This is a genomic window from Streptomyces sp. BL1 (genome assembly GCF_057628045.1).
The window spans coordinates 3,529,216-3,554,607 of sequence record NZ_JBXYWZ010000002.1 but is presented as its reverse complement, the minus strand read 5'-3'; the positions used below and the strand labels follow the sequence as shown (position 1 = coordinate 3,554,607).

At 70.3% G+C, this 25,392-nt stretch carries 22 protein-coding genes; 20 read left to right on the top strand and 2 right to left on the bottom strand.

The window, feature by feature from the left end; translation table 11 throughout:
• Positions 1-255: 255 nt before the first annotated feature.
• The 6 genes from AC3AGO_RS15675 (at position 256) to AC3AGO_RS15650 (ending at position 7,381) form a co-directional block, all read left to right on the top strand.
• Complete coding sequence (locus tag AC3AGO_RS15675; RefSeq protein ID WP_487820818.1) at positions 256-1,110, top strand: menaquinone biosynthetic enzyme MqnA/MqnD family protein; 855 nt, start codon at positions 256-258, stop codon at positions 1,108-1,110.
• 283 nt (positions 1,111-1,393) lie between these two features.
• The gene (locus AC3AGO_RS15670; RefSeq protein ID WP_487820817.1) at positions 1,394-3,064 is read left to right on the top strand and encodes a serine/threonine-protein kinase; all 1,671 of its coding nucleotides are present in this window, start codon (positions 1,394-1,396) and stop codon (positions 3,062-3,064) included.
• Positions 3,065-3,343: 279 nt separating this feature from the next.
• Positions 3,344-4,540, top strand: coding sequence for a cyclic dehypoxanthinyl futalosine synthase (gene mqnC, locus AC3AGO_RS15665; protein WP_487820816.1), 1,197 nt, complete (start codon positions 3,344-3,346; stop codon positions 4,538-4,540).
• A gap of 37 nt (positions 4,541-4,577) precedes the next feature.
• Positions 4,578-5,195, top strand: a complete 618-nt coding sequence (locus tag AC3AGO_RS15660; RefSeq protein ID WP_487820815.1) for a hypothetical protein — start codon at positions 4,578-4,580, stop codon at positions 5,193-5,195.
• A 112-nt stretch (positions 5,196-5,307) separates the two neighbouring features.
• Positions 5,308-6,003, top strand: coding sequence for a demethylmenaquinone methyltransferase (locus AC3AGO_RS15655; protein WP_487820814.1), 696 nt, complete (start codon positions 5,308-5,310; stop codon positions 6,001-6,003).
• A gap of 64 nt (positions 6,004-6,067) precedes the next feature.
• A complete protein-coding gene (locus AC3AGO_RS15650) occupies positions 6,068-7,381 on the top strand; it encodes a geranylgeranyl reductase family protein (RefSeq protein ID WP_487820813.1) in 1,314 nt (437 codons plus the stop codon).
• 83 nt (positions 7,382-7,464) lie between these two features.
• Here AC3AGO_RS15650 and AC3AGO_RS15645 read toward each other — a convergent pair whose 3' ends face one another.
• The gene (locus AC3AGO_RS15645; RefSeq protein WP_487820812.1) at positions 7,465-8,274 is read right to left on the bottom strand and encodes a C40 family peptidase; all 810 of its coding nucleotides are present in this window, start codon (positions 8,272-8,274) and stop codon (positions 7,465-7,467) included.
• Positions 8,275-8,828: 554 nt separating this feature from the next.
• Complete coding sequence (locus AC3AGO_RS15640; protein ID WP_487820811.1) at positions 8,829-8,966, bottom strand: hypothetical protein; 138 nt, start codon at positions 8,964-8,966, stop codon at positions 8,829-8,831.
• 230 nt (positions 8,967-9,196) lie between these two features.
• On the opposite strand from AC3AGO_RS15640, the gene AC3AGO_RS15635 reads away from it, so the two are divergent.
• Genes AC3AGO_RS15635 through nuoN form a run of 14 tightly spaced genes read left to right on the top strand, consistent with a single transcriptional unit; the run spans position 9,197 to position 25,305 of the window.
• On the top strand, positions 9,197-9,556 hold the full coding sequence (locus tag AC3AGO_RS15635) for an NADH-quinone oxidoreductase subunit A (RefSeq protein ID WP_487820810.1): 360 nt from the start codon (positions 9,197-9,199) through the stop codon (positions 9,554-9,556).
• Positions 9,557-9,568: 12 nt separating this feature from the next.
• The gene (locus AC3AGO_RS15630) at positions 9,569-10,123 is read left to right on the top strand and encodes a NuoB/complex I 20 kDa subunit family protein (protein ID WP_487820809.1); all 555 of its coding nucleotides are present in this window, start codon (positions 9,569-9,571) and stop codon (positions 10,121-10,123) included.
• Positions 10,120-10,854, top strand: coding sequence for an NADH-quinone oxidoreductase subunit C (locus tag AC3AGO_RS15625; RefSeq protein ID WP_487820808.1), 735 nt, complete (start codon positions 10,120-10,122; stop codon positions 10,852-10,854). Before AC3AGO_RS15630 ends, AC3AGO_RS15625 begins: the two co-directional genes overlap by 4 nt.
• Entirely contained in the window at positions 10,854-12,188 is a 1,335-nt protein-coding gene (locus AC3AGO_RS15620) for an NADH-quinone oxidoreductase subunit D (protein ID WP_487820807.1), read from the top strand. Before AC3AGO_RS15625 ends, AC3AGO_RS15620 begins: the two co-directional genes overlap by 1 nt.
• Positions 12,185-12,973 carry an NADH-quinone oxidoreductase subunit NuoE gene (gene nuoE, locus AC3AGO_RS15615; protein WP_487820806.1) on the top strand — a complete coding sequence of 263 codons (789 nt, stop codon included), beginning with the start codon at positions 12,185-12,187 and terminating at the stop codon, positions 12,971-12,973. Before AC3AGO_RS15620 ends, nuoE begins: the two co-directional genes overlap by 4 nt.
• Complete coding sequence (nuoF, locus tag AC3AGO_RS15610; RefSeq protein ID WP_487820805.1) at positions 12,973-14,331, top strand: NADH-quinone oxidoreductase subunit NuoF; 1,359 nt, start codon at positions 12,973-12,975, stop codon at positions 14,329-14,331. The genes nuoE and nuoF overlap by 1 nt, the downstream gene beginning before the upstream one ends.
• Positions 14,328-16,871 carry an NADH-quinone oxidoreductase subunit G gene (locus tag AC3AGO_RS15605; RefSeq protein ID WP_487820804.1) on the top strand — a complete coding sequence of 848 codons (2,544 nt, stop codon included), beginning with the start codon at positions 14,328-14,330 and terminating at the stop codon, positions 16,869-16,871. Before nuoF ends, AC3AGO_RS15605 begins: the two co-directional genes overlap by 4 nt.
• A gap of 26 nt (positions 16,872-16,897) precedes the next feature.
• Positions 16,898-18,244 carry an NADH-quinone oxidoreductase subunit NuoH gene (nuoH, locus tag AC3AGO_RS15600; protein WP_487824671.1) on the top strand — a complete coding sequence of 449 codons (1,347 nt, stop codon included), beginning with the start codon at positions 16,898-16,900 and terminating at the stop codon, positions 18,242-18,244.
• Positions 18,216-18,875 carry an NADH-quinone oxidoreductase subunit NuoI gene (gene nuoI / locus AC3AGO_RS15595; protein ID WP_487820803.1) on the top strand — a complete coding sequence of 220 codons (660 nt, stop codon included), beginning with the start codon at positions 18,216-18,218 and terminating at the stop codon, positions 18,873-18,875. Before nuoH ends, nuoI begins: the two co-directional genes overlap by 29 nt.
• Positions 18,875-19,774: an NADH-quinone oxidoreductase subunit J gene (locus AC3AGO_RS15590; RefSeq protein ID WP_487820802.1), complete on the top strand. Its 900-nt coding sequence runs from the start codon at positions 18,875-18,877 to the stop codon at positions 19,772-19,774. The genes nuoI and AC3AGO_RS15590 overlap by 1 nt, the downstream gene beginning before the upstream one ends.
• Positions 19,771-20,070, top strand: coding sequence for an NADH-quinone oxidoreductase subunit NuoK (gene nuoK, locus AC3AGO_RS15585; RefSeq protein ID WP_487820801.1), 300 nt, complete (start codon positions 19,771-19,773; stop codon positions 20,068-20,070). Before AC3AGO_RS15590 ends, nuoK begins: the two co-directional genes overlap by 4 nt.
• A gap of 13 nt (positions 20,071-20,083) precedes the next feature.
• Positions 20,084-21,979: an NADH-quinone oxidoreductase subunit L gene (gene nuoL, locus AC3AGO_RS15580; RefSeq protein WP_487820800.1), complete on the top strand. Its 1,896-nt coding sequence runs from the start codon at positions 20,084-20,086 to the stop codon at positions 21,977-21,979.
• A 3-nt stretch (positions 21,980-21,982) separates the two neighbouring features.
• Complete coding sequence (locus tag AC3AGO_RS15575) at positions 21,983-23,653, top strand: NADH-quinone oxidoreductase subunit M (protein ID WP_487820799.1); 1,671 nt, start codon at positions 21,983-21,985, stop codon at positions 23,651-23,653.
• Complete coding sequence (gene nuoN / locus AC3AGO_RS15570; protein ID WP_487820798.1) at positions 23,650-25,305, top strand: NADH-quinone oxidoreductase subunit NuoN; 1,656 nt, start codon at positions 23,650-23,652, stop codon at positions 25,303-25,305. The genes AC3AGO_RS15575 and nuoN overlap by 4 nt, the downstream gene beginning before the upstream one ends.
• The last annotated feature ends 87 nt before the right edge of the window (positions 25,306-25,392 follow it).

The window sequence follows — 25,392 nt, the reverse complement described above, 5'->3', positions numbered from 1 at the left end:
AGCCCTCCCTGGGCCTATAAGGGTCGCCCTGCTCCCAGATCCCCGCTAAGAAGTCTCTGAAAACGACGAGAGCCCGCGGTCACATGCTCCGCAGGCTCTGTACTGCAAGGGAAACCAAACTGCAACTTGCTCGGGAGCCTAGCACGGGGATCCGGTGGGGTGGAAGAGTCCAAGATCTCCTGTGCGGAAGGGCGGACGGGCCCGGCAGGGACCCACGCATCGGGACGTATCGGCCCCAGGCGTACGCTCGCGACCGTGACTGTGCAACCGAGATCCCGCCCCCGCGTCGGGCACATCCAGTTCCTCAACTGCCTCCCGCTCTATTGGGGCCTCGTCCACACGGGCACGCTCCTCGATCTGGAGCTGACCCGGGACACCCCCGAAAAACTGAGCGAACAATTGGTGAACGGCGATCTCGATATCGGGCCGATCACACTTGTTGAATTCTTGAAGAACTCGGACGACCTCGTCGCGCTGCCGGATATCGCCGTCGGCTGCGACGGTCCCGTGATGTCGTGCGAGATCGTCAGCCGGGTGCCGCTGGAGGAACTGCACGACGGTTCCCGGGTCGCGCTCGGTTCCACTTCGCGCACGTCGGTGCGGCTGGCCGAGCTGCTGCTGTCCGACCGGTACGGGGTCCACCCCGAGTACTACCGCTGCCCGCCCGACCTGCCCACGATGATGCGCGAGGCGGACGCCGCCGTCGTCATCGGCGACCTGGGACTGCGGGCCTATCTGCGGGACGTGCCGGACCAGGACCTGTACGTCTACGACCTCGGTGAGCTGTGGAAGGAGTGGACGGGCCTCCCCTTCGTCATGGCCGTCTGGGCCGCCCGCCGCGACTTCCTGGAGCGCGAGCCGGAGACCGTACGGGAGGTGCACCGCGCCTTCCTCTCCTCCCGCGACCTGTCGCTGCAGGAGGTGGCCAAGGTCGCCGAGCACGCCGCCCGCTACGAGGTCTTCGAACCGGCCGTCCTGGAGCGGTACTTCACCACCCTCGACTTCCGCTTCGGGGAGCGGCAGCTGGAGGGCGTGACGGAGTTCGCCCGCCGCGTCGGCGACACGACGGGCTTCCCCCCGAACGTACGAGTCGAACTCCTCCGCCCCTGACGCCGAGGTGTGGGCAGTCGTTCCGCGGGGCGGAACGGGTGGGCACACCGGCACCGCACCCGCGCAGGGAACGCACCCCGCACCCCTACGCAGGCGCACCCCGTACAACGGGACGCGTAAGCCGGGCGCGGGGTTACGGAGTGCTGGCGGGCGCCGGTCCGCTGTGCCCACCCGTTCCGCCCCTTGGGCGGACCGCGTGCCCACAGCCGGCGCGGCTCATCCGCCGCGCGGCATAAGCTGGTTCGCCCGGGGAACGCCCCGGCACGGAAGCGTGGGGGGACACATGCAGCCGCTGGAAGCCGGCGATCCGCGGACCATCGGTGCGTACCGGCTGCTGGGCCGGCTCGGCGCGGGCGGCATGGGCCGCGTCTATCTGGGCCGCAGCACCGGCGGCCGTACCGTCGCCGTCAAGGCAGTCCATCCGCACTTCGCCGCGGACGAGCAGTTCCGCGAACGCTTCCGCAGAGAGGTCGACTCGGCCCGCCAGGTGGGCGGTTCGTGGACGGCCCCGGTGCTGGACGCGGGCCCCGAGGCGACCGTCCCCTGGGTCGCCACCGGCTATGTGGCGGGCCCCTCCCTCCAGCAGGCCGTCGGTGAACACGGCGCGCTGCCCGAGCACTCCGTACGGGCGCTCGGCGCCGGTCTCGCCGAGGCGCTCCGCCACGTGCACGGTCTGGGCCTGGTGCACCGGGACGTCAAACCGTCCAACGTGCTGCTCACGCTGGACGGTCCGCGCCTCATCGACTTCGGCATCGCCCGCGCGACCGACGGCACGGCCTCGCTGACCTCCACCGGCGTCTCCGTCGGGTCCCCGGGCTACATGTCGCCCGAGCAGGTGCTGGGTAACGGCGCGGGCGCCGCGTCGGACGTGTTCTCGCTGGGCGCGGTGCTGGCGTACGCGGCGACGGGCGAGGCGCCGTTCCCCGGCGACAGTTCGGCCGCGCTGCTCTACAAGGTCGTGCACGAGGAGCCGGAACTGGGCGGGCTCGACGGGGAGTTGCGCGAGCTCGTCGCCGCCTGCCTGGCCAAGGACGCGGCGGCCCGGCCCGCCCCCGAGGAGCTCGCCCGCCGGCTCGCGGGGCCCGCGGTCGGGCACGGTGCGGCCGGTCTCGTCCAGGCCGGATGGCTGCCCGGGCTGCTCGTGGAGCAGGTCAGCAGGAAGGCCGTCGAGCTGCTGAACCTGGAGCCGGAGGACGAGGCGGGTCCCGCGCCGGACACCGGCTCCGGCCCCGTGCCGTTCACGCAGGCGTCCGAGGGGCCCGCCGGTACGGCGCCGGACGGTGCGTTCGGACCGCCCCCGCCCCCGACGGTCACCGGAGCCCGGCCGCCGGTCCCGGCCACGCCGCCGCCCGCGCCGGACGCACCGGACGGGCCCGCGGGCGGGGCGGGAATCTCCGTGAAGTCCCAAGTGCGGCGCGAGAAGCGGGGGGTGAGCTGCACGCTGGCGGTGTCGGTGGCGTGCACGCTGGTCGCCGTGACGCTCGGCGCGTACTTCCTGGAGCTCCTCCCCGGTACGGGCGGCGGAGGCGGCGACGCCGCGAAGCCCCCGACGGGGGACTCCTCCCCGTCGGCGAGCGCGTCACCGCCCCCGGCGGGCGGCGGGTCCGGCGCGGTGCCGGACGGCTTCCTCGGCACCTGGCAGGGCGACCTCACCTCCGACTCGGACCAGCCCGTCGGCACGATGCGGATCACCATCAAGGGAGGGGACACCGGCGAACGGGTCGCCACCAGCACGGTCTCCCTCCTCGGGCAGCAGTGCCCGGGACGCTGGACGCTGGCCGACGCGAGCGAGAAGACGCTGATGCTGAAGGGGAAGCTGACGCAGAAGTCGGTGCTGTGCACGGACAGCGCGGCGGCGGACGAATTCACCCTGCGCAACAGCGAGACGCTGCGCTTCCGCTCCCACGACCCCGGGGGCGGCAACGCGACGGGCACGCTTCGCAGAGTCGACTGAGGCGTGGGTCGGCGTCCCGCCGAGGTGTGGGCGGCGGTCCGCCCAGAGGGCGGGACGGGCGGGCACACCGGACCGCACCCGCGCAGGGTTCGCACCCCGTACGTGACCGACGCGTACGCAGAGCGCGGGGTTACGGAGCGCCGGCGGCCGGCGTCCGCTGTGCCCACCCGTTCCGCCCCCAAGGGCGGACCAGCTGCCCACAGCCCGACCCCCCGGGAGGCAGGGCGTACGCTGGGGCGGACCGTACGAAGTCCGTCAGCCACCCCGGGAGGGACGCCGGTGCCCGCGAACGCCGACCTGCAGTCCGCACTCGACCGCGCCGCCGCGGGCGGCCGCCTCAGCCCCGAGGAGGCGCTGGACCTCTACCGCTCCGCTCCCCTCCACGCGCTCGGCGCCGCCGCGGACACCGCCCGCCGCCGCCGCTACGCCGGTACGGAGCACATCGCGACGTACATCATCGAGCGGAACATCAACTACACCAACTCCTGTGTGACGGCGTGCAAGTTCTGCGCCTTCTACGCGGCGCCGAAGAGCGACAAGGTGTGGACCCGCAGCCTGGACGAGATCCTGCACCGCTGCGAGGAGACCGTGCAGCTGGGCGGCACGCAGGTGATGTTCCAGGGCGGGCACCACCCGGACTTCGGCGTGGAGTACTACGAGGAGCACTTCGCCGCGATCAAGAAGCGGTTCCCCGAGCTGGTCATCCACTCGCTCGGCGCCTCCGAAGTCGAGCACATGGCGCGCATTTCGGGCGTGACGCCCGAGGAGGCGATCCGCCGGATCCACGCCGCGGGCCTCGACTCCTTCGCCGGCGCAGGCGCGGAACTCCTGCCGGAGCGGGCCCGCACGGCCATCGCCCCGCTGAAGGAGTCCGGCGAGCGCTGGCTGGAGATCATGGAGACGGCGCACACCATGGGCGTCGAGTCCACCTCCACCATGCTGATGGGCACCGGCGAGACCAACGCCGAGCGCATCGAGCACCTCCGCATGATCCGCGATGTGCAGGACCGTACGGGCGGCTTCCGCGCCTTCATCCCGTACACCTACCAGCCGGAGAACAACAAGCTGAAGGGCCAGACGCAGGCCACGATCTTCGAGTACCTGCGGATGATCGCCATCGCGCGCCTCTTCATGGACAACGTCGCGCACATCCAGGGCTCCTGGCTCACCACCGGCAAGGAGGTCGGCCAGCTGTCGCTGCACTACGGCGCGGACGACCTGGGCTCCGTGATGCTGGAGGAGAACGTGGTCTCCTCGGCCGGCGCCAAGCACCGCTCCAACCGACTGGAGCTGCTCGACCTGATCCGCAAGGCGGACCGCGTCCCCGCGCAGCGCGCCACCACGTACGAGCACCTGGTGGTGCACGACGACCCGGCGAACGACCCGGTCGACGACAAGGTCATCTCACACTTCTCGTCCACCGCGATCGAGGGCGGTACGGCTCGTCCCGAGCTGAACCTCGTCGAGGCCAACTGACCGCCCGGCAGGGCACCGAGAGGGCATTTCCACCGGCATGCTGACGATCCACCGGGGCACGGGCGTACGGGTCTCCGACGCGCCCGGCTGCCCGGTGAACCGCGGGTACGCCCTCGTCGTGTCGGCGGACCGCATCGCCGCGGTCGGCCCGTACGCGGAGCTGTACGAGGAGTTCGGCGAGGGCGCGCGGGTCCGCGAGTGGTCCGGGACGATTGTGCCGGGGCGCCACGAGCCGGACGGCGCGGCCCTGTTGGAGCACACGTACTGGCCCGACCCGCGGGAGGCCGGCGAGCTCGGCACCGAGCCGCTGACCGGTGACGCGGTGGCGGCGCTGGAGATGACCGACACCCGCTGGGGCGCCAGCGCCCGCCGCGGGCTGCAGCGGCTGCTGGCCTCCGGCACCACGTCGCTCTCCGGCGAGCTGCACCGGCCGTCGGTGCGTACGGCGGTGCAGCGCTCCCCGCTGCACCATCTCCCCACGGCCCGCGCCCACACGCTCGAACCGTCGGCGCCCGCGGACTTCGCCGTCGTCGCCGAAGAAGCCGGGCTCGCCGACGACGAGGCCGGTCCCGCCGAGGACGGAGCCGCCCTCGCCGTGGACGGTGTCTGCCTCGCCACGGTCCTCGGCGGCCGTCTGCTGCACCGCCGCCGGTGAACCGGTCCGCGCATCGCCCGCGGGCCCGTCGCCGGGGCCTTGCGTACCGCCGCCGGTGAGTCCGGCGGACCTGCCACGGACCCGCCGTCCCGCACCCGGCACAATGGGCCGGGTGACCCGTGCATCTCTGGACAAGCAGCCGCAAGAAGTCGCCGCGATGTTCGACGACGTGGCGGCCCGGTACGACCTGACCAACGATGTGCTGTCCTTCGGACAGACACGGCTGTGGCGGCGCGCGGTGGCGCAGGCCGTCGACGCGCGGCCCGGGGAGCGGGTGCTCGACCTCGCCGCGGGGACCGGCACCTCCTCGATGCCCTTCGCGGACGCCGGCGCCTACACCGTGCCGTGCGACTTCAGCCAGGGGATGCTCCAGGAGGGCAAGAAGAAGCATCCGTGGATGCCCTTCACCGCGGGCGACGCCATGCGGCTGCCGTTCCGGGACGGCGTGTTCGACGCCGTCACCATCTCCTTCGGGCTGCGGAACGTGCAGGACACCGACGCGGCGCTGAAGGAGATGCTGCGCGTGGTGCGCCCCTCCGGCGGACGTGTCGTCATCTGCGAGTTCAGCCACCCCACTTGGGCGCCGTTCCGCACCGTGTACACGGAGTACCTGATGCGGGCGCTGCCCCCGGTGGCCAGGACCGTCTCCAGCAGCCCCGACGCGTACGTCTACCTCGCCGAGTCCATCCGCGACTGGCCCGACCAGTCCGCGCTGGCGCGCAAGCTCCAGGGCGCCGGCTGGTCCAAGGTGGCCTGGCGGAACCTGACCGGCGGCATCGTCGCCCTGCACCGGGGCGTCCGGCCCTGAGGCCGTAGGGCCCCAACGCCCTTCTACACTGCATCTGTCCATCCCCCAGCCCGCGGGAGCCCTCGTGTCCGAGTCCGTCGAGACCGCCGGGAGTGCCGGAGAAACCGTCACCTCCGAGACCGCCGATGTCATCGTCGTGGGGGCCGGCCCGGCCGGGTCCGCGGCCGCGTACCACCTGGCCCGTGGCGGCCTCGACGTCCTGCTGCTGGAGAAGTCCGCGTTCCCGCGCGACAAGGTGTGCGGTGACGGGCTGACGCCGCGCGCCACCAAGCAGCTCATCAACATGGGCATCGACGTGTCCGAAGAGGCGGGCTGGCTGCGCAACAAGGGGCTGCGCATCATCGGCGGCGGGCACCGGCTGGAGCTGGACTGGCCCGAGCTGGCCAGCTTCCCGAACTACGGACTCTCCCGGACGCGCGCCGACTTCGACGAGCAGCTGGCCCGGCAGGCCGAGAAGGCCGGCGCGCGGATGTACGAGCGGTGCAACGTCGGCGAGCCCATCGTCGACGACCGCACCGGCCGCATCACCGGCGTCCAGGCGAAGCTCGGCGAGGACAAACGGCCCGTCAGCTTCCACGCCCCGCTGGTCGTCGCCGCGGACGGCAACTCCACCCGGCTCTCCCTGAAGATGGGCCTGCACCGCCGCGAGGACCGCCCGATGGGCGTCGCGGTGCGTACGTACTTCCACTCGCCCCGGCACGACGACGACTATCTGGAGTCCTGGCTGGAGCTGTGGGACCGGCGCGGCGCGCAGGACCGGCTGCTGCCCGGTTACGGCTGGATTTTCCCGATGGGTGACGGTACGTCCAATGTCGGGCTGGGCGTGCTCAACACCTCGTCCTCCTTCAAGGACATGGACTGGCGCGAGGTCCTCAAGGCCTGGTGCGCGTCGATGCCCGAGGAGTGGGGCTACACCCCGGAGAACATGACCGGGCCGATCCGCGGCGCGGCGCTGCCGATGGCCTTCAACCGGCAGCCGCACTACACGCGCGGCCTGCTGCTCGTCGGCGACGCGGGCGGCATGGTCAGCCCGTTCAACGGCGAGGGCATCGCGCAGGCCATGGAGGCCGGCGCGATGGCCGCGGAGAGCATCGTCCAGGCCAAGGCGCGCTCCACGGCCTCCCAGCGGGAGCTGGCGCTCCAGGCGTACCCGAAGGCGCTCAAGGAGCTGTACGGCGGCCACTACAACCTGGGCCGCGCCTTCGTGAAGATGATCAGCTACCCGAAGGTCATGAAGCTGGCGACCGAACGGGGCATGTCGCACCCGGCGTTGATGCGGTTCACGCTGAAGCTGATGGCGAACCTTACGGACCCCACGGGCGGCGACGCCATGGACCGCGTCATCAACGGCCTCGCGAAGGTCTCCCCCCGAGCCTGACGAGCACGTCGCGCCCCGCAGGGGGCTCACACCAAAAGGCCCCACCGCCCGAGGCGGTGGGGCCTTTCGCGTGTGTGTGCCGCTCAGAGGACGCGGACCGCGCCGGACGGGGGGTCGTAGTCCAGGTCCTGCTCGACCACGCCGGTGGAGGAGTTCTGGGCACCGATGAACTTGCCGTCACCGATGTAGACACCCACGTGGTACGCGCTGCCCTTGCCGCCCCAGTACAGCAGGTCGCCGGTCTGGAGGTTGTCCATGCTGACGTCCGTGCCCGACGTGGACTGGTCCTGCGAGACGCGCGGCAGGTCGACACCGACCTGCTTGTACGCGGCCTGCGTCAGACCCGAACAGTCGTATGCGGAGGGGCCGGTGGCGCCGGACACGTATGCCTTGCCGACCTGGGCCTTGAGGAAGCTGACGAGGCCGGAGGAGTTGCCGCTGCCGACGTTCTCCACGGCCTTGCTCACGCCGGCCAGCGGGCCGCGGTCGGAGCTGCGGGAGGCGCGCTCCTGCGCCGCCTCCTTCTTGGCCTCCGCTGCCTCTGCCTTGCGCTTGGCCTCGGCGCGGGCCTTGGCCTCTGCCTTCTCCTTGGTCTCCTTGGCCTCCTGCTGGGCCTTGGCGACCGCCTTCTCCTGGGCGTCCTGCAGCTCGTACTGCTGCGCCGTGGCCTCCATGGAGTCGGCGGCCTGCGTGGTGCCCTTGGCGATGTCGCCGGACAGGGCGGGCATCTCGACGGTGTGGGCCTGCTGGTCAGCGTCGGCAGCCCAAGAGCTGGCGGCGGTGGTCAGCGCGACGGTGCCCATCACGCCGCCGGTCACGCCGGCGCGCAGGGCCATGCTCGCCTTGCGGGACCGGGGCTTCCGGTGGCTGGGTATCTGAGCTTTCGGGGACATGGGTGCATGGGTAGCAGGAGCGTCCGGGGGTGCTCAACAAAGGTGCGATGCGCCACAGTCGTCGCGTACACGGCGAGTTGGCGTCTTAATGATCTTCTCAGAATGCCGTCTGACGCCCCCTCAATGCCCAACTACGGGGCTGTGACCATGGTGTTCTCCCTTTTGCCCGATTCCGCCTGAACGCTTACCACGGGCGTAACCCGCTGGCAAACATGGCAGCACCTGTCACTGAGACCCCGTGGCATAGGTCACGGCATGTCCGTCCCGTCGGCCCCAACTGACGGTATGAATCGGACGTTGACGATCCAACGGAACATACCGGGAGTCACTTCAACCCCGGTTCATGCTCTCTTCCCCGTCCCGGCCGGCCGGTCCCTCGTACTCCGCCGGGCACCCCGTCGCGCACTCGCCGCCTACCCGGAGTGCGCTCGGACATGTGTGTCCGAGTACCCCGGCCGGGTGCCTCCCGCGCTCGCCGGCTTGTGCCGGCGTTCACGACCTTCGCGGCGGCCAAGACCCGTACACGTCTCACCCTCAAGAGGGGCGTGCATCTATCAGTTGACGTTGTCCAGTGCGAATTTGCCATCCGATTCGGCGCCTTGATATAGCGCCACGCCTTCAAGTGGCCTGCTCAGGGCTTTCGCGTGACCGCCGGTGATCATCCGACAGCCGCCGGTGTGACGATCGGGCATGCTGAAAGCGGGTGATCCACCGTCAGGTGGTGGAGATCACAAAGGCGTTGGCGACCCCCGTGTCGCAGATCACAGACCCTCAGGCATAAGATGCCTCCCGCGAGGGCTTGTGAACTGCCTCACATAGAAGCGATCTTCTGTGGGAGACGGGCCACCGGCCCGGAGCAGTCAACGGCAGTCAGCGTCGACGGGCCCACGACGGCCAGTCCGACTGGAAGGAGCGGGGATCGGTGAACGCCTACACACCAATCCTTGTGCTGGGAGCGATCGGGGCGGCCTTCGCGATCTTCTCCGTGGTGATGGCCTCGCTGGTCGGCCCGAAGCGCTACAACCGGGCCAAGCTCGAGGCCTACGAGTGCGGCATCGAGCCCACTCCCCAGCCGGCCGGGGGCGGACGCTTCCCGGTGAAGTACTACCTCACCGCGATGCTGTTCATCGTCTTCGACATCGAGATCGTCTTTCTCTACCCGTGGGCCGTGCACTTCGACTCCCTCGGGATGTTCGGCCTCCTCGAAATGCTGGTCTTCGTCGCCCTCATCGGCGTCGCGTACGCCTACGACTGGCGGCGCGGCGGCCTGGAATGGGATTAGGGGCACAGAGCAATGGGACTTGAAGAGAAACTGCCGAGCGGCTTCCTGCTGAGCACCGTCGAGCAGGCAGCCGGGTGGGTGCGCAAGTCGTCGATGTTCCCGGCGACCTTCGGACTCGCCTGCTGTGCCATCGAGATGATGACGACGGGGGCCGGCAGGTACGACCTCGCGCGGTTCGGCATGGAGGTCTTCCGCGGTTCGCCCCGGCAGGCCGACCTGATGATCGTGGCCGGCCGGGTCAGCCAGAAGATGGCCCCGGTGCTGCGCCAGGTCTACGACCAGATGCCCAACCCCAAGTGGGTCATCTCCATGGGCGTCTGCGCCTCCTCCGGCGGCATGTTCAACAACTACGCGATCGTGCAGGGCGTCGACCACATCGTGCCGGTCGACATCTATCTGCCCGGCTGCCCGCCGCGTCCCGAGATGCTGCTGGACGCCATCCTCAAGCTGCACTCCCACATCCAGGACTCCAAGCTCGGCGTCAACCAGGAGCAGGCGGCCCGCGAGGCGGAGGAAGCGGCACTGAAGGCGCTCCCCACGATCGAGATGAAGGGGCTGCTGAGGTGAGCGACGAGCACGCGAACGGCAATGGAGCCCCCGACGGTCATGGGGTCCCGGCTCCGCGGGGCGACGACCCGGGCGAAGTGATCGGCGTACGCCGCGGGATGTTCGGCACCCGCAACGGCGGCGACACCTCCGGGTACGGCGGCCTCGTACGGACCGTGCGGCTGCCCGGCGGAAGCCACCGCCCGTACGGCGGCTGGTTCGACGAGGTGGCCGACGAGTTCGAAGGGGCCCTGGAGGAACAGGACCTGGTCCCCGAGAACGTCATCGAGAAGACCGTGGTGGACCGCGACGAGCTCACGTTCCACATCGCCCGCGAGCATCTGCTGCCGGCCATGCGGATCCTGCGCGACGACCCGGCGCTCCGCTTCGAACTGTGCACCGGCGTGGCCGGGGTGCACTTCCCCGAGGACAAGGGCCGCGAGCTGCACGCGGTGAACCACCTGCGGTCGCTCACCCACAACCGGATGATCCGCATCGAGGTGACCGCGCCGGACAGCGACCCGCACATCCCGTCCGTCGTCGACGTCTACCCGACCAACGACTGGCACGAGCGCGAGACGTACGACTTCTTCGGTCTGATCTTCGACGGTCATCCGGCGCTCACACGGATCATGATGCCGGACGACTGGCAGGGCCATCCGCAGCGCAAGGACTACCCACTGGGCGGTATCCCCGTCGAGTACAAGGGCGCCCAGATCCCGGCTCCGGACCAGCGGAGGTCGTACAACTGATGAGCACTCCCTCCACCCATGCCCCCGCGGGCATCCGCGAGACCACCGAGGGCACCGTCTACGACGTCACCGGCGGCGACTGGGACGAGATCGCGCAGGCCATCTCCTCCAGCGACGACGAGCGCATCATCGTCAACATGGGTCCCCAACACCCCTCCACACACGGGGTGCTGCGGCTGATCCTGGAGATCGACGGCGAGACGGTGACCGAGGCCCGCTGCGGCATCGGCTATCTGCACACCGGCATCGAGAAGAACCTCGAGTACCGGACCTGGACGCAGGGCACCACCTTCGTCACGCGCATGGACTATCTGACGCCGTTCTTCAACGAGACGGCGTACTGCATGGCCGTGGAGAAGCTGCTCGGCATCGAGGACGACATCCCGGACCGGGCGAACGTCATCCGCGTGCTGCTGATGGAGCTCAACCGGCTCTCCTCGCATCTGGTGGCCATCGCCACCGGCGGCATGGAGCTGGGCGCGACCACGGTGATGATCTTCGGGTTCCGGGACCGCGAACACGTCCTGGACCTCTACGAGTTGATCACCGGGCTGCGGATGAACCACGCCTTCATCCGCCCCGGCGGCCTCGCCCAGGACCTCCCCCCGGGGACCGTGGACGCGCTCCGCGAATTCCTGAAGAAGATGAAGAAGAACCTCACCGAGTACGACAAGCTCTGCAGCGGCAGCCCGGTCTTCAAGGCCCGGCTCCAGGACATCGGCCATCTCGACCTGTCCGGCTGCATGGCTCTCGGCGCCACCGGGCCCATCCTGCGCTCCGCGGGTCTCCCGCACGACCTGCGCAAGGCACAGCCCTACTGCGGTTACGAGAACTACGACTTCGAGGTCCCGACGGTCGACACCTGCGACTCGTACGGCCGCTTCCTGCTCCGCCTGGAGGAGATGCGCCAGTCGCTCCGGATCATCGAGCAGTGCATCGACAAGCTGGAGCCGGGCCCGGTCATGGTCGGCGACAAGAAGATCGCCTGGCCCGCGCAGCTCGCGCTCGGCCCGGACGGTCTCGGCAACTCCCTGGACCACATCAAGAACATCATGGGCACCTCGATGGAAGCCCTGATCCACCACTTCAAGCTGGTGACCGAGGGCTTCCGGGTGCCGCCCGGGCAGACGTACGCCGCCGTCGAGTCCCCCAAGGGCGAACTCGGCGTGCACGCGGTCAGCGACGGCGGCACCCGTCCCTACCGGGTGCACTTCCGCGACCCCTCCTTCACCAACCTCGAAGCCATGGCGGCGATGTGCGAAGGCGGCCAGGTCGCCGACGTCATCGTCGCCGTCGCGTCCATCGACCCCGTGATGGGAGGAGTCGACCGATGACCACAGCGCCCTCCGGGGGGACGCCCCCCACCTCTCTGGGCATCCCGCAGATGCCCGCGTCCGACTACCCGGACGATGTTCGAGCGCGGCTGGAGACGGACGCGAAGGAGATCATCGGCCGCTATCCCGACAGCCGTTCGGCGCTGCTTCCGCTGCTGCACCTCGTGCAGTCCGAGGAGGGGCATGTGACCCGCACCGGACAGCGGTTCTGCGCGGAGCAGCTGGAGCTGACCACCGCCGAGGTGAACGCGGTCGCCACCTTCTACTCCATGTACCGGCGCAAGCCGTCCGGGGACTATCAGGTGGGCGTCTGCACCAACACGCTCTGCGCGGTGATGGGCGGCGACGCCATCTTCGACGACCTGAAGGAGCACCTGGGCGTCGGGAACGACGAGACCACCGACGACGGCAAGGTCACCCTCGAACACATCGAGTGCAACGCGGCCTGCGATTTCGCCCCCGTCGTGATGGTCAACTGGGAGTTCTTCGACAACCAGACGCCGGGATCCGCACGGCAGTTGGTGGACGACCTGCGCGCCGGCCGCGAGGTGCGGCCGACCCGCGGCGCCCCGCTGTGCACATTCAAGGAGACAGCCCGGATCCTGGCCGGCTTCCCCGACCAGCGGCCCGGCGCCGTCGAGGCCACGGGGGCCGCGGGCGCCCCGTCGCTCGCCGGGCTGCGGCTGGCCAGGGGCGGGGAGCCGCCGTCCGGCAGCGGCACGCGAAACGGCGACCACGTCGTACCGCCGCGTGACGCGCCCCGCGACGCCGAGGAGGGGGAGTGATGACCGTGGCCGCAGAGGTCGACGAGACCAGTCCGGAGAAGCTGCTGTCCCCCGTGCTCTCCGCATTCTGGGACGAGCCGGAGCCGTGGACGCTGGCGACCTACCGCCGGCACGAGGGCTATCAAGGGCTCGGCAAGGCCCTGGAGATGCAGCCCGACGACCTCATCGCGTACGTGAAGGACGCGGGGCTGCGCGGCCGCGGCGGCGCCGGCTTCCCGACCGGCATGAAGTGGCAGTTCATCCCGCAGGGCGACGGCAAGCCGCACTATCTCGTCGTCAACGCCGACGAGTCGGAGCCCGGCACCTGCAAGGACATTCCCCTTCTCTACGCCAACCCGCACTCCCTCATCGAGGGCATCGTGATCGCCTGCCACGCGATCCGCTCCTCGCACGCCTTCATCTATCTGCGCGGCGAGGTCGTCCCCGTGCTGCGCCGGCTGCACGAGGCGGTGCGCGAGGCGTACGAGGCCGGGTATCTGGGCAAGGACGCGCTCGGCCCGGGCAAGGATCTCGAACTCACCGTGCACGCGGGCGCCGGCGCCTACATCTGCGGTGAGGAGACGGCGCTGCTGGACTCCCTCGAAGGGCGCCGCGGCCAGCCGAGGCTGCGGCCCCCCTTCCCGGCGGTCGCCGGTCTGTACGCGTGCCCCACCGTCGTGAACAACGTCGAGTCCATCGCCTCGGTTCCCGCCCTGATCCGCAAGGGCAAGGAGTGGTTCCGCTCGATGGGCAGCGAGAAGTCCCCGGGCTTCACGCTGTATTCGCTCAGCGGGCACGTGGCGGGTCCGGGGCAGTACGAGGCGCCGCTCGGCATCACCCTGCGCCAGCTGCTGGAGATGAGCGGCGGCATGCGGCCCGGGCACCGGCTCAAGTTCTGGACGCCGGGCGGCTCCTCGACCCCGCTGCTGACCGACCAGCACCTCGACGTACCGCTGGACTACGAGGGCGTCGGGGAGGCCGGGTCGATGCTCGGCACCAAGGCGCTGCAGTGCTTCGACGAGACCACGTGCGTGGTGCGCGCGGTGACGCGCTGGACCGAGTTCTACGCGCACGAGTCCTGCGGCAAGTGCACGCCGTGCCGTGAAGGCACGTACTGGCTCGTGCAGTTGCTGCGCGACATCGACGCGGGCAAGGCGGAGCGGGCCGACCTGGAGAAGATCGCCGACATCGCCGACAACATCAACGGCAAGTCCTTCTGCGCGCTCGGCGACGGCGCGGCCTCGCCGATCTTCTCGTCGCTGAAGTACTTCCGCGAGGAATACGAGCAGCACGTCACCGAGGGCGGCTGTCCCTTCGACCCGGCGCGCTCCACCGCCTGGTCCGACAGCAGCCACCCGCACACGGAGGTGTCCGCATGACTGTCACCACGTCGTCCCCCTCCGGGGGAGGGGCCGCGGGGCCGCCGCCCGAAGACCTGGTGTCGCTCACCATCGACGGGGCCGAAATCTCCGTGCCGAAGGGCACGTTGGTGATCCGCGCCGCCGAACAGCTCGGCATCGAGATCCCGCGCTTCTGCGACCATCCACTGCTGGACCCGGCGGGCGCCTGCCGGCAGTGCATCGTGGAGGTCGAGGGGCAGCGCAAGCCGATGGCGTCCTGCACCATCCAGTGCACCGACGGCATGGTGGTCCGCACCCAGCTGACCTCGGACGTCGCCGAGAAGGCGCAGCGCGGGGTGATGGAGCTGCTGCTCATCAACCACCCGCTGGACTGCCCGGTCTGCGACAAGGGCGGTGAATGCCCGCTCCAGAACCAGGCGATGAGTGCGGGCAGCGCCGACTCCCGCTTCGAGGGGAAGAAACGCACCTTCGAGAAGCCGGTGGCGATCAGCCCCCAGGTGCTGCTGGACCGGGAGCGCTGCGTGCTGTGCGCGCGCTGCACCCGCTTCTCGAACCAGATCGCCGGCGACCCCATGATCGAGCTGCTGGAGCGCGGCGCCCTTCAGCAGGTCGGCACCGGCGAGGACACCCCCTTCGAGTCGTACTTCTCCGGCAACACCATCCAGATCTGCCCGGTGGGCGCGCTGACTTCGGCCGCGTACCGGTTCCGCTCCCGGCCGTTCGACCTCACCTCCTCGCCGAGCGTGTGCGAGCACTGCGCGGGCGGCTGCGCGACCCGTACGGACCACCGGCGCGGCAAGGTCATGCGGCGGCTCGCCGCCGACGACCCCGAGGTCAACGAGGAGTGGATGTGCGACAAGGGCCGCTTCGGGTTCCGCTACGCGCAGCGCCCCGACCGGCTGACGCACCCGCTCGTGCGGAACGACGAGGGTGAACTCGTCGTCGCCTCCTGGCCCGCGGCGCTGGAGAAGGCGGCCGCGGGACTGGCGGCCGCGCGGGGCCGGGCCGGCGTCCTCACCGGAGGCCGGCTCACCGTCGAGGACGCCTACGCATACGCGAAGTTCGCGCGGGTCGCGCTCGGTACGAACGACATCGACTTCCGCGCCCGGGTGCACTCCGGCGAGGAGGCCGACTTCCTCGCCTCGCAGGTCGCGGGGCACGGCCGGGACCTGGACGGGGACGGGCTCACGTACGGCGCGCTCGAAGCGGCGCCGGCCGTCCTGCTCGTCGGGTTCGAGGCGGAGGAGGAGGCGCCCGGCGTCTTCCTGCGGCTCCGCAAGGCGATGCGCAATCACGGCCAGCAGACGTTCTCGCTGGCCACGCACGCAACTCGCGGTCTGCACAAGGCGGGTGGCACGCTGCTGCCGGCCGCGCCCGGCACCGAGACCGAGTGGCTCGACGCCCTCGCGGGCCGCGTCGGACTCGACGCGGAGGGCGAGCGGGCCGCCGAAGCGCTCCGCTCGGACGGCTCGGTGATCGTCGTCGGCGAGCGGCTGGCCGCCGTACCGGGTGGGCTGACCGCGGCCGTACGGACGGCGACCGCGACCGGCGCCCGGCTGGTGTGGATCCCGCGGCGGGCGGGGGAGCGCGGCGCGGTCGAGGCGGGCGCCCTCCCGGGGCTGCTGCCCGGCGGCCGCCCGGTCACCGACCCGCGGGCCCGGGACGAGGTCGCCGCGGTGTGGCGGGTCGCCGAACTCCCCGGCAGGTACGGGCGGGACACCGGTCAGATCGTGGAGGCCGCGGCCGCCGGTGAACTGGCCGCGCTGGTCGTCGCCGGCGTCGAGCTGCGCGATCTGCCGGACCCGGCACGCGCCGCGGAGGCGCTGGACACGGCCGGCTTCGTGGTCAGCCTGGAGCTGCGGCCCGGCGAGGTGACGGAGCGGGCCGACGTGGTCCTCCCGGTCGCCGCCGTGGCCGAGAAGGCGGGCACGTTCCTCAACTGGGAGGGCAGGGTCCGGCCGTTCGAGGCCGCGCTGAAGCCGGACCAGATGACACGGCGCGCCGTCCCGGCCGACGGGCGGGTGCTGCACATGCTCGCCGACGCCATGGACGTGCATTTCGCGCTGCCCGATGTGCGGGCCGTACGGGTCGAGTTCGACCGGCTGGGCCACGCGGACTCCGTCGCGGCCCCGGCCCCGATGGGGACGGCCCAGCCGCTGCCGCAGCCCGCGGTGGGCGAGGCGGTCCTGGCGGGCCACCGGATGCTGCTGGACCAGGGGTTGCTGCAGGAGGGCGACGAGGCGCTGGCGGGCACACGGCACGCCGCGCCCGCGCGGGTGTCCGCCGCGACGGCCGCCGAGACGGGGCTCACGGACGGCGCGTCCGTCACGGTGACGGGGCCCGCGGGCGACGCCCGCTATCCGCTGGCCGTCACGGAGATGCCGGACCGAGTGATCTGGCTCCCGCTCAACTCCACGGGCGAGGGCGTCCACAAGGACCTCGGAGCCCGCCACGGCGACCTGGTCCGCCTCGCGGCCGACCCCTCCGCAGGCGCCGGCGGGACCGGCGCACCTCCGCTCGCCGCGGGGGAAAACGACGACCGGGAGGCCACGCCGTGAACGTCCTCGCCGCGGAAGACCTCTCCATGTTCGGCACCGACCCCTGGTGGCTGGTCGCCCTCAAGGCCGTCTTCTGCTTCGCCTTCCTCATGGTGACCGTCCTGATCTCCATCGTCATGGAGCGCAAGGTCGTCGCCTGGATGCAGCTGCGCGTCGGCCCCAACCGGCACGGCCCCTGGGGGATGCTCCAGTCCCTCGCCGACGGCATCAAGCTGATGCTGAAGGAAGACGTCGTCGTGAAGGGCTCCGACAAGCTCGTCTACATCCTCGCCCCGATCCTCGGCGCCATCCCGGCGTTCATGGCGATCGCCGTGATCCCCTTCGGGCCCGCGGGCAACGAGGTGTCGATCTTCGGTACCCGCACCGCGATGCAGCTCACCGACCTTCCGGTGGCGGCCCTCTACATCCTGGCCACCTCCTCCATCGCCGCGTACGGCGTGGTGCTCGCCGGCTGGTCGTCCGGCTCCACGTATCCGCTGCTGGGCGGCGTGCGCGCGACGGCGCAGATCATCTCGTACGAGATCGCGATGGGCCTCAGCTTCGCCGCGGTCTTCCTCTACTCCGGCTCCATGTCGACCTCGACGATCGTGGGGGCGCAGTCGGACACCTGGTTCGCGTGTCTGCTGCCGGTGTCCTTCCTCATCTACATGGTGTCGATGGTCGGCGAGGCGCACCGCGCCCCGTTCGACATGCCGGAGTCGGAGGGCGACCTCGTCGCGGGCTTCCAGACCGAGTACAGCTCGATCAAGTTCGCGATGTTCATGCTCGCCGAGTACATCCACATGGTCACCGTCTCGGCCCTCGCGGTCACGCTCTTCCTGGGCGGCTGGCGGGCGCCGGCGCCCATCTCCACGTACTGGGAGGGCGCCAACCACGGCTGGTGGCCGATGCTCTGGTTCTTCCTGAAGCTCGTCGTGCTGCTGTTCTTCTTCGTGTGGATCCGCGGCACGCTGCCGCGCGTCCGCTACGACCAGTTCATGAAGCTCGGCTGGAAGGTGCTCATCCCGGTCGCGCTGGTGTGGCTGATGCTCGTCGCCACGGTCCGCGCCATGCGGAACGAGGGCATCGCGCTGGGCGGGATCCTCACCTGGGTCGGCGGAGCCGCGGTCGTGATCATCCTGGTCTCGTTCGCCGTCGACATCGTCCGCGGACGGCAGGAGGAGAAAGAGGCCGAACAGGCCCGTACGGAGGCCGAGTCGGAGGTCTTCGACCCGATGGCGGGCGGCTACCCCGTACCACCACTGCCAGGACAGACGCTCCCGCCCGTGCCCCGCAGGCGCTCGCGCGGCGAGCGGCCCCTGGTCGGCACGGGTGGCGCGGCGTCCGAAGAGTCCCACGGAAACAATGGCGATAAGGGGGCCGACGGTGCCTGACAATCCCGTGGCCGGCTTCGGCGTGACCTTCAAGGACATGTTCAAGAAGCGGCTGACCGAGCAGTACCCCGAGTACAAGAAGCCGACGGCGCCCCGCTTCCACGGCCGCCACCAGCTCAACCGGCATCCGGACGGGCTGGAGAAGTGCATCGGCTGCGAGCTGTGCGCCTGGGCCTGTCCGGCCGACGCGATCTATGTGGAGGGCGCGGACAACACCGAGGAGGAGCGCTACTCCCCGGGCGAGCGGTACGGCCGCGTCTACCAGATCAACTATCTGCGCTGCATTCTCTGCGGCCTGTGCGTCGAGGCGTGCCCGACCCGGGCGCTGACCATGACGAACGAGTACGAACTCGCCGACACGTCACGCGAGTCGCTCATCTACACCAAGGAGGAGCTGCTCGCGGGACTCGACGAGAACATGGTCGACTCCCCGCACGCGATCTTCCCCGGGATGACGGAGAAGGACTACTACCAGGGACTCGTCGCCGGCGCCGCGCCCGGTACGGAGCAGCAGACCGTCACCGACACGGGCGTCCCGCAGGAGAGCGCCGACACGTTCGGACCCGACGAGCCGGCGGCCGCCGAGGCCGAGCCGAGTGGCACCGACTCCGCGGAACAGGGGGGCCGTTGATGTCCACCGTGCTCGCGGCCTCCACCGCGGTCTCCACGGGGGAGGCCTTCCAGTTCTGGGTGCTCGGCAGTGTGGCGGTGCTCGGCGCGCTCGGCACCGTGCTGCTGCGCCGTGCCGTGCACGCCGCGCTCTGCCTCGCCGGCACCATGATCATCCTCGCGCTGTTCTATCTGGCGAACGGCGCGTATTTCCTCGGCATCGTGCAGATCGTCGTCTACACCGGCGCCGTCATGATGCTCTTCCTCTTCGTCCTGATGCTGGTCGGCGTCAGCGCGGCGGACTCGCTCAAGGAGACGCTGAAGGGCCAGCGCTGGCTGGCCGCCGGATGCGGCCTCGGGCTCGGCGTCCTGCTGCTCTCCGGCCTCGCGCAGACCCCGGTGACCTCGTACATCGGGCTCGGGCAGGCCAACGCGGGCGGCAACGTCCCCGCGCTCGCCGCGCTGCTGTTCACCAAGTACGTGGTCGCCTTCGAGGTGGTCGGCGCGCTGCTCACCGTCGCGGCCGTCGGCGCCACCCTGCTCACCCACCGCGAGAAGGTCGAGAAGACCAAGTCGCAGCGGGAGCAGGCCGAGGCGCGCGTCCGGAGCGGCAAGCAGCTGCCGCCGCTGCCGGCGCCCGGTGTGTACGCACGGCACAACGCCGTGGACCGGCCGGGCCTGCTGCCGGACGGCACCCCGTCCGAACTCACCGTCAGCTCCACGCTGCTGAGCCGGGGTCAGGTCCGCGAGGTCGATCCGGATCAGCTGCGCGGCCTGGCGGCACTGGAACAGCGCACGGCGGACCGGTTCGATCAGCAGCAGGGCGAGACGCCCCAGGAGGCGGCGGATCACCCGGACACCTCCGGCGACGACGACGCCGGCGAGCCGGCCGGCGCGACACCGCGAGGTGAGGTGCAGTGAACCCCGTCAACTACGTCTATCTCGCGGCTGTGTTGTTCACCATCGGTGCCGCCGGCGTGCTCATCCGCCGCAACGCCATCGTGGTGTTCATGTGCATCGAGCTGATGCTGAACGCCGCGAACCTCACGCTGGTCGCCTTCTCCCGCATCCACGGCAATCTCGACGGCCAGATCATGGCGTTCTTCGTCATGGTCGTCGCCGCCGCCGAAGTCGTCGTCGGGCTCGCGATCATCGTGATGCTCTACCGGTCCCGTCACTCGGCCTCGGTCGACGACGCCAGCCTGATGAAGCTGTAAGGGGTACCCACCAGTGGAATCACTGATCGCACTGCTCGTCGGCGCCCCGCTGCTCGGCGCCGCCGTCCTGCTCTGTGGCGGCCGGCGGCTCGACAGGTCGGGGCACTGGCTGGGCGTCCTGCTCTCCGGCGCCTCCTTCGTCATCGGCGCCGTGCTCTTCACCGACATGCTCGGCAAGGACCCGGACCAACGCGCCCTGCACCAGCACCTGTTCAGCTGGGTGCCGGTGGAGGGCTTCCAGGCGGACGCCGCCTTCCAGCTGGACCAGCTGTCGATGACGTTCGTGCTGCTGATCACCGGGGTGGGCACGCTCATCCACCTCTACTCGGTCGGCTACATGGAGCACGACGCGGGCCGCCGCCGGTTCTTCGGCTATCTGAACCTGTTCCTCGCGGCGATGCTGCTGCTCGTCCTCGCGGACAACTTCCTGCTGCTGTACGTCGGCTGGGAGGGCGTCGGCCTCGCCTCGTACCTGCTGATCGGCTTCTGGCAGCACAAGCCGAGCGCGGCGACGGCGGCGAAGAAGGCGTTCATCGTCAACCGCGTCGGTGACGCGGGGCTCGCCATCGCCATCTTCCTGATGTTCACCACCTTCGGCACGTTCGCCTTCGCGCCCGTCCTCTCCAACGCGACGGACGCGAGCGAGGGCAAGCTGACAGCCATCGGCCTGATGCTGCTGCTCGCCGCCTGCGGCAAGTCGGCCCAGGTGCCGCTCCAGTCCTGGCTGGGCGACGCGATGGAGGGCCCGACCCCGGTCTCGGCCCTCATCCACGCGGCGACGATGGTCACCGCCGGGGTGTACCTCATCACCCGCTCCGGCGCGATCTTCAACGCGGCGCCCGACGCGCAGACCGTGGTCGTCGTGGTCGGCGCGGTCACGCTCCTCTTCGGTGCGCTCGTCGGTTGCGCGAAGGACGACATCAAGAAAGCCCTCGCCGGCTCCACGATGTCGCAGATCGGCTACATGATCCTGGCGGCCGGACTCGGCCCGATCGGCTACGCGTTCGCCATCATGCACCTGGTCACGCACGGCTTCTTCAAGGCCGGGCTGTTCCTCGGCGCGGGCTCCGTCATGCACGGCATGAACGACGAGGTCGACATGCGGAAGTACGGCGGGCTGCGGAAGTACATGCCGGTCACCTTCGTGACGTTCGGCCTCGGCTATCTCGCCATCATCGGCTTCCCGGGCCTGTCCGGCTTCTTCTCGAAGGACCAGATCATCGAGGCGGCCTTCGCGAAGGGCGGCACCCAGGGCTGGATCCTGGGCGCGGTCACCCTGATCGGCGCGGCCATCACGGCGTACTACATGACGCGCGTGATGCTGATGACGTTCTTCGGCGAGAAGCGCTGGCAGCCGGATGCAGAGGGGCACGAACCGCACCCGCACGAGTCCCCGAAGTCCATGACGATCCCCATGATCGTGCTCGCCTTCGGATCGGTGTTCGCGGGCGGCCTGTTCAAGCTCAACGAGGGCTTCGTGCACTGGCTGGAACCGGTCACGCAGTTCGAGCACGGACACCCGCCGGTGTCCGCCGGGGCGGTCACCGCGGCGACGGTCGTCGCCCTCCTGCTCGGCGTCGGCGCGGCCTGGCTGCAGTACGGACGGCGGGCGGTGCCGGCGGTCGCGCCGCGCGGCAGCGTCCTCACCCGGCTCGCCCGGCGCGACCTGGGCCAGGACGACTTCAACCACGCCGTGCTCGTACGCGGCGGCGAGCACCTCACCCGCAGCCTGGTCTACCTCGACCACTCCGTCGTCGACGGCATGGTCAACGGGACGGCCGCCGGATTCGGCGGACTGTCCGGCCGGCTGCGGCTGCTCCAGAACGGCTTCGTCCGCTCGTACGCGGTCTCGATGTTCGGCGGTGCGGCGGTCCTGGTCGCCGCCACCCTGCTGATGAGGGCGGTCTGATTCATGTCATTTCCACTTCTGACGGCCACGGCCGCGCTGCCCGCGCTCGGGGCGATCGCCACCGCCGCCGTACCCGCGGCGAAGCGCACCGCGGCCAAATGGCTCGCGCTGCTGTTCTCGCTGGCCACGCTGGTCCTCGCGGCGGCCGTGCTGATCCGCTTCGAACCGGGCGGCGCGCGCTACCAGTTGACCGAGTCCCGCGCGTGGATCGCGGACTTCGGCGTCCGGTACGAGCTCGGGGTCGACGGCATCGGTGTCGCGATGGTCGCGCTGACCGCGCTGCTGATCCCGTTCATCGTCGTCGCCGGCTGGCACGACGCCGACCCCCTGGAAGAGGGCAACCAGGACCGGAAGCGCTGGCGGCCCACGCAGGGCTTCTTCGCGCTGATCCTCGCCGTCGAGGCGATGGTGATCATCTCGTTCGAGGCCACCGACGTCTTCCTCTTCTACATCTTCTTCGAGGCCATGCTCATCCCGATGTACTTCCTCATCGGCGGCTTCGGGGACCGTGCGCACGCGCAGGGTGAAGAGGAGGGCGCGCGGCAACGCTCGTACGCGGCGGTCAAGTTCCTGCTCTACAACCTCGCCGGCGGCCTCATCATGCTGGCCGCGGTGATCGGCCTGTACGTGGTCACCGCCGACCAGCTCGGCGAAGGCACGTTCTCCCTCCAGCAGATCACCGAGGCCCGCGCGCAGGGCGATCTGTCCATGGCGACCAGCACCGAACGCTGGCTGTTCCTGGGCTTCTTCCTCGCCTTCGCCGTCAAGGCGCCGCTGTGGCCGCTGCACACGTGGCTGCCCAACGCCATGGGCGAGGCAACGGCCCCGGTCGCCGTACTGATCACCGCGGTCGTCGACAAGGTCGGCACCTTCGCGATGCTCCGCTTCTGCCTAGGCCTGTTCCCCGGCGCCAGCGACTGGGCCACCCCCGTCGTCGTCGCCCTCGCCCTGGTCAGCATCCTCTACGGGGCGCTGCTCGCGGTCGGACAGCGGGACATCAAACGCCTCGTGGCGTACGCGTCGATCTCCCACTTCGGCTTCATCGTCCTGGGCGTCTTCGCGATGACCTCGCAGGGCCAGGGCGGCGCCACGCTCTACATGGTGTTCCACGGCATCTCCACCGCGGCCCTGATGCTGGTGGCCGGCTTCCTCATCTCCCGCCGCGGCTCCCGCCTCATCGCGGACTACGGCGGAGTGCAGAAGGTGGCGCCTGTGCTCGCCGGGACCTTCCTCATCGGCGGCCTCGCCACCCTGTCGCTGCCCGGGCTCGCCCCGTTCATCAGCGAATTCCTGGTCCTGGTCGGCACGTTCAGCCGCTACCCGGCCGCGGGCATCGTGGCGACGGCGGGCATCATCCTCGCCGCGCTGTACGTGCTGCTGCTCTACCAGCGGACCATGACCGGGCCCGTCGAGAAGGCCGAGATCAAGGCGATGCCGGACCTGAAGATCCGGGAACTCGCCGTCATCACCCCGCTGATCGCCCTCCTCGTCCTCCTCGGCGTCTACCCGCAGCCGCTCACGAAGATCGTCAACCCGGCGGTCGAGCACACCCTGTCGGACGTCCGGCAGACCGACCCGAAGCCCCAGCACCCCGTCGCCGAGCGGGGCTGGTTCTCGTACACACCGGAGCCGCACGCCGGCGGATCCGGCTCTGCCGGAGGTGACCACGAATGAGCGCGCTGGAAACAGCCGCCGCTGTCCCCAGCCTGTGGACAGTGGCGGCCCCCGGTGAACTGAAGGCGCCCAGCATCGAGTACGCGCAGCTGTCGCCGACGATCATCGTGCTCGGCATGGCGGTGCTCGGCATCGTCGTCGAGGCGTTCGCGCCGCGCCGCGGCCGGTACGTCACACAGGTGCTGCTCGCGGTGCTCGGCCTCGCCGGCGCCTTCGCCGCCGTGGTGATGCTCGCCCTCGGCGGGCACGCCAACAGCAAGGCCGCCATCGCCGGCATGGGCGCCATCGCCGTCGACGGGCCCGCCCTGTTCCTTCAGGGCACGCTGGTACTGGTCGCGCTGGTCTCGGTGTTCGTCTTCGCCGAGCGCCGGCTGGAGCCCAAGTCCCACGGCGCGCACGTCGATTCCTTCGCCGCGCAGCCCGCCTCCGTACCGGGCGGCGAGGGCGAGCGGGAGGCCGTACGGGCCGGCTGGACGACCACCGAGGTCTTCCCGCTGCTGCTCTTCGCGACCGGCGGGATGCTCATCTTCCCCGCCGCGAACGACCTGTTGACGCTGTTCATCGCGCTGGAGGTGTTCTCCCTCCCGCTGTATCTGCTGTGCGCGCTGGCCCGCCGCAGGCGGCTGCTGTCCCAGGAGGCGGCGGTCAAGTACTTCCTTCTCGGGGCCTTTTCGTCCGCCTTCCTGCTGTTCGGCATCGCCCTGCTGTACGGCTACGCGGGCACCGTCAACTACTCCGGCATCGCCCGCGTCGTCTCCGGCGCCGAACAGACCACCAACGCGGCACTCGCCCAGACCACCGGCAACGACGCGCTGCTGCTCATCGGCGGCGCCATGGTGCTCATGGGCCTGCTGTTCAAGGTCGGCGCCGTGCCGTTCCACATGTGGACCCCGGACGTCTACCAGGGTGCGCCGACCCCGGTCACCGGCTTCATGGCGGCGGCGACGAAGGTGGCCGCGTTCGGCGCGCTGCTGCGGCTGCTGTACGTCGTCCTGCCGGGCCTGCGCTGGGACTGGCGGCCCGTCATGTGGGGCGTCGCGATCCTCACCATGGTGGCCGGCGCGATCGTCGCCATCACACAGACCGACATCAAGCGGCTGCTGGCGTACTCCTCCATCGCGCACGCCGGCTTCCTGCTCGCCGGTGTCATCGCCACCTCGGAGGACGGCGTCTCCTCGGTGCTGTTCTACCTGGGCGCCTACTCCTTCGTGACGCTCGGCGCGTTCGCCGTGGTCACGCTGGTACGGGACGCGGGCGGCGAGGCGACGCACCTGTCCAAGTGGGCGGGCCTCGGGCGCCGTTCACCCCTGCTCGCCGCGGTCTTCGCCGTCTTCCTGCTGGCCTTCGCGGGCATCCCGCTGACGTCCGGCTTCGCCGGGAAGTTCGCCGTCTTCAAGGCGGCGGCCGAGGGCGGCGCGGGTGTCCTGGTCGTCTTCGGTGTACTGGCGTCGGCCATCGCGGCGTTCTTCTACATCCGCGTGATCGTGCTGATGTTCTTCAGCGAGCCGAAGGCGGACGGCCCCACGGTGGCCGTCCCCAGCATCCTGACCTCGGCGGCCATCACGGTAGGCGTAGCCGTAACCCTGGTCCTGGGCCTGGCCCCCCAATACTTCCTGGACCTGGCAGGCCACGCAGGAGTATTCGTCCGATAAGGGGCGCGGGGAACTGCGCAAACCCCACGAGAACCGCACGGCGGTCTGAGCGCACCACGCGCCCAGACCGCCGCTGCGTTTCCCGCA

What these genes read in the sequence shown, in the direction of transcription:
- AC3AGO_RS15670 (WP_487820817.1), top strand. Translation starts at nt 1,394, where the DNA reads ATGCAGCCGCTGGAAGCCGGCGATCCGCGGACCATCGGTGCGTACCGG.
- AC3AGO_RS15660 (WP_487820815.1), top strand. Translation starts at nt 4,578, where the DNA reads ATGCTGACGATCCACCGGGGCACGGGCGTACGGGTCTCCGACGCGCCC.
- AC3AGO_RS15645 (WP_487820812.1), bottom strand. Translation starts at nt 8,274, where the DNA reads ATGTCCCCGAAAGCTCAGATACCCAGCCACCGGAAGCCCCGGTCCCGC.
- AC3AGO_RS15640 (WP_487820811.1), bottom strand. Translation starts at nt 8,966, where the DNA reads ATGCCCGATCGTCACACCGGCGGCTGTCGGATGATCACCGGCGGTCAC.
- AC3AGO_RS15630 (WP_487820809.1), top strand. Translation starts at nt 9,569, where the DNA reads ATGGGACTTGAAGAGAAACTGCCGAGCGGCTTCCTGCTGAGCACCGTC.
- AC3AGO_RS15620 (WP_487820807.1), top strand. Translation starts at nt 10,854, where the DNA reads ATGAGCACTCCCTCCACCCATGCCCCCGCGGGCATCCGCGAGACCACC.
- nuoE (WP_487820806.1), top strand. Translation starts at nt 12,185, where the DNA reads ATGACCACAGCGCCCTCCGGGGGGACGCCCCCCACCTCTCTGGGCATC.
- nuoF (WP_487820805.1), top strand. Translation starts at nt 12,973, where the DNA reads ATGACCGTGGCCGCAGAGGTCGACGAGACCAGTCCGGAGAAGCTGCTG.
- AC3AGO_RS15605 (WP_487820804.1), top strand. Translation starts at nt 14,328, where the DNA reads ATGACTGTCACCACGTCGTCCCCCTCCGGGGGAGGGGCCGCGGGGCCG.
- nuoH (WP_487824671.1), top strand. Translation starts at nt 16,898, where the DNA reads ATGTTCGGCACCGACCCCTGGTGGCTGGTCGCCCTCAAGGCCGTCTTC.
- nuoI (WP_487820803.1), top strand. Translation starts at nt 18,216, where the DNA reads ATGGCGATAAGGGGGCCGACGGTGCCTGACAATCCCGTGGCCGGCTTC.
- AC3AGO_RS15590 (WP_487820802.1), top strand. Translation starts at nt 18,875, where the DNA reads ATGTCCACCGTGCTCGCGGCCTCCACCGCGGTCTCCACGGGGGAGGCC.
- AC3AGO_RS15575 (WP_487820799.1), top strand. Translation starts at nt 21,983, where the DNA reads ATGTCATTTCCACTTCTGACGGCCACGGCCGCGCTGCCCGCGCTCGGG.
- nuoN (WP_487820798.1), top strand. Translation starts at nt 23,650, where the DNA reads ATGAGCGCGCTGGAAACAGCCGCCGCTGTCCCCAGCCTGTGGACAGTG.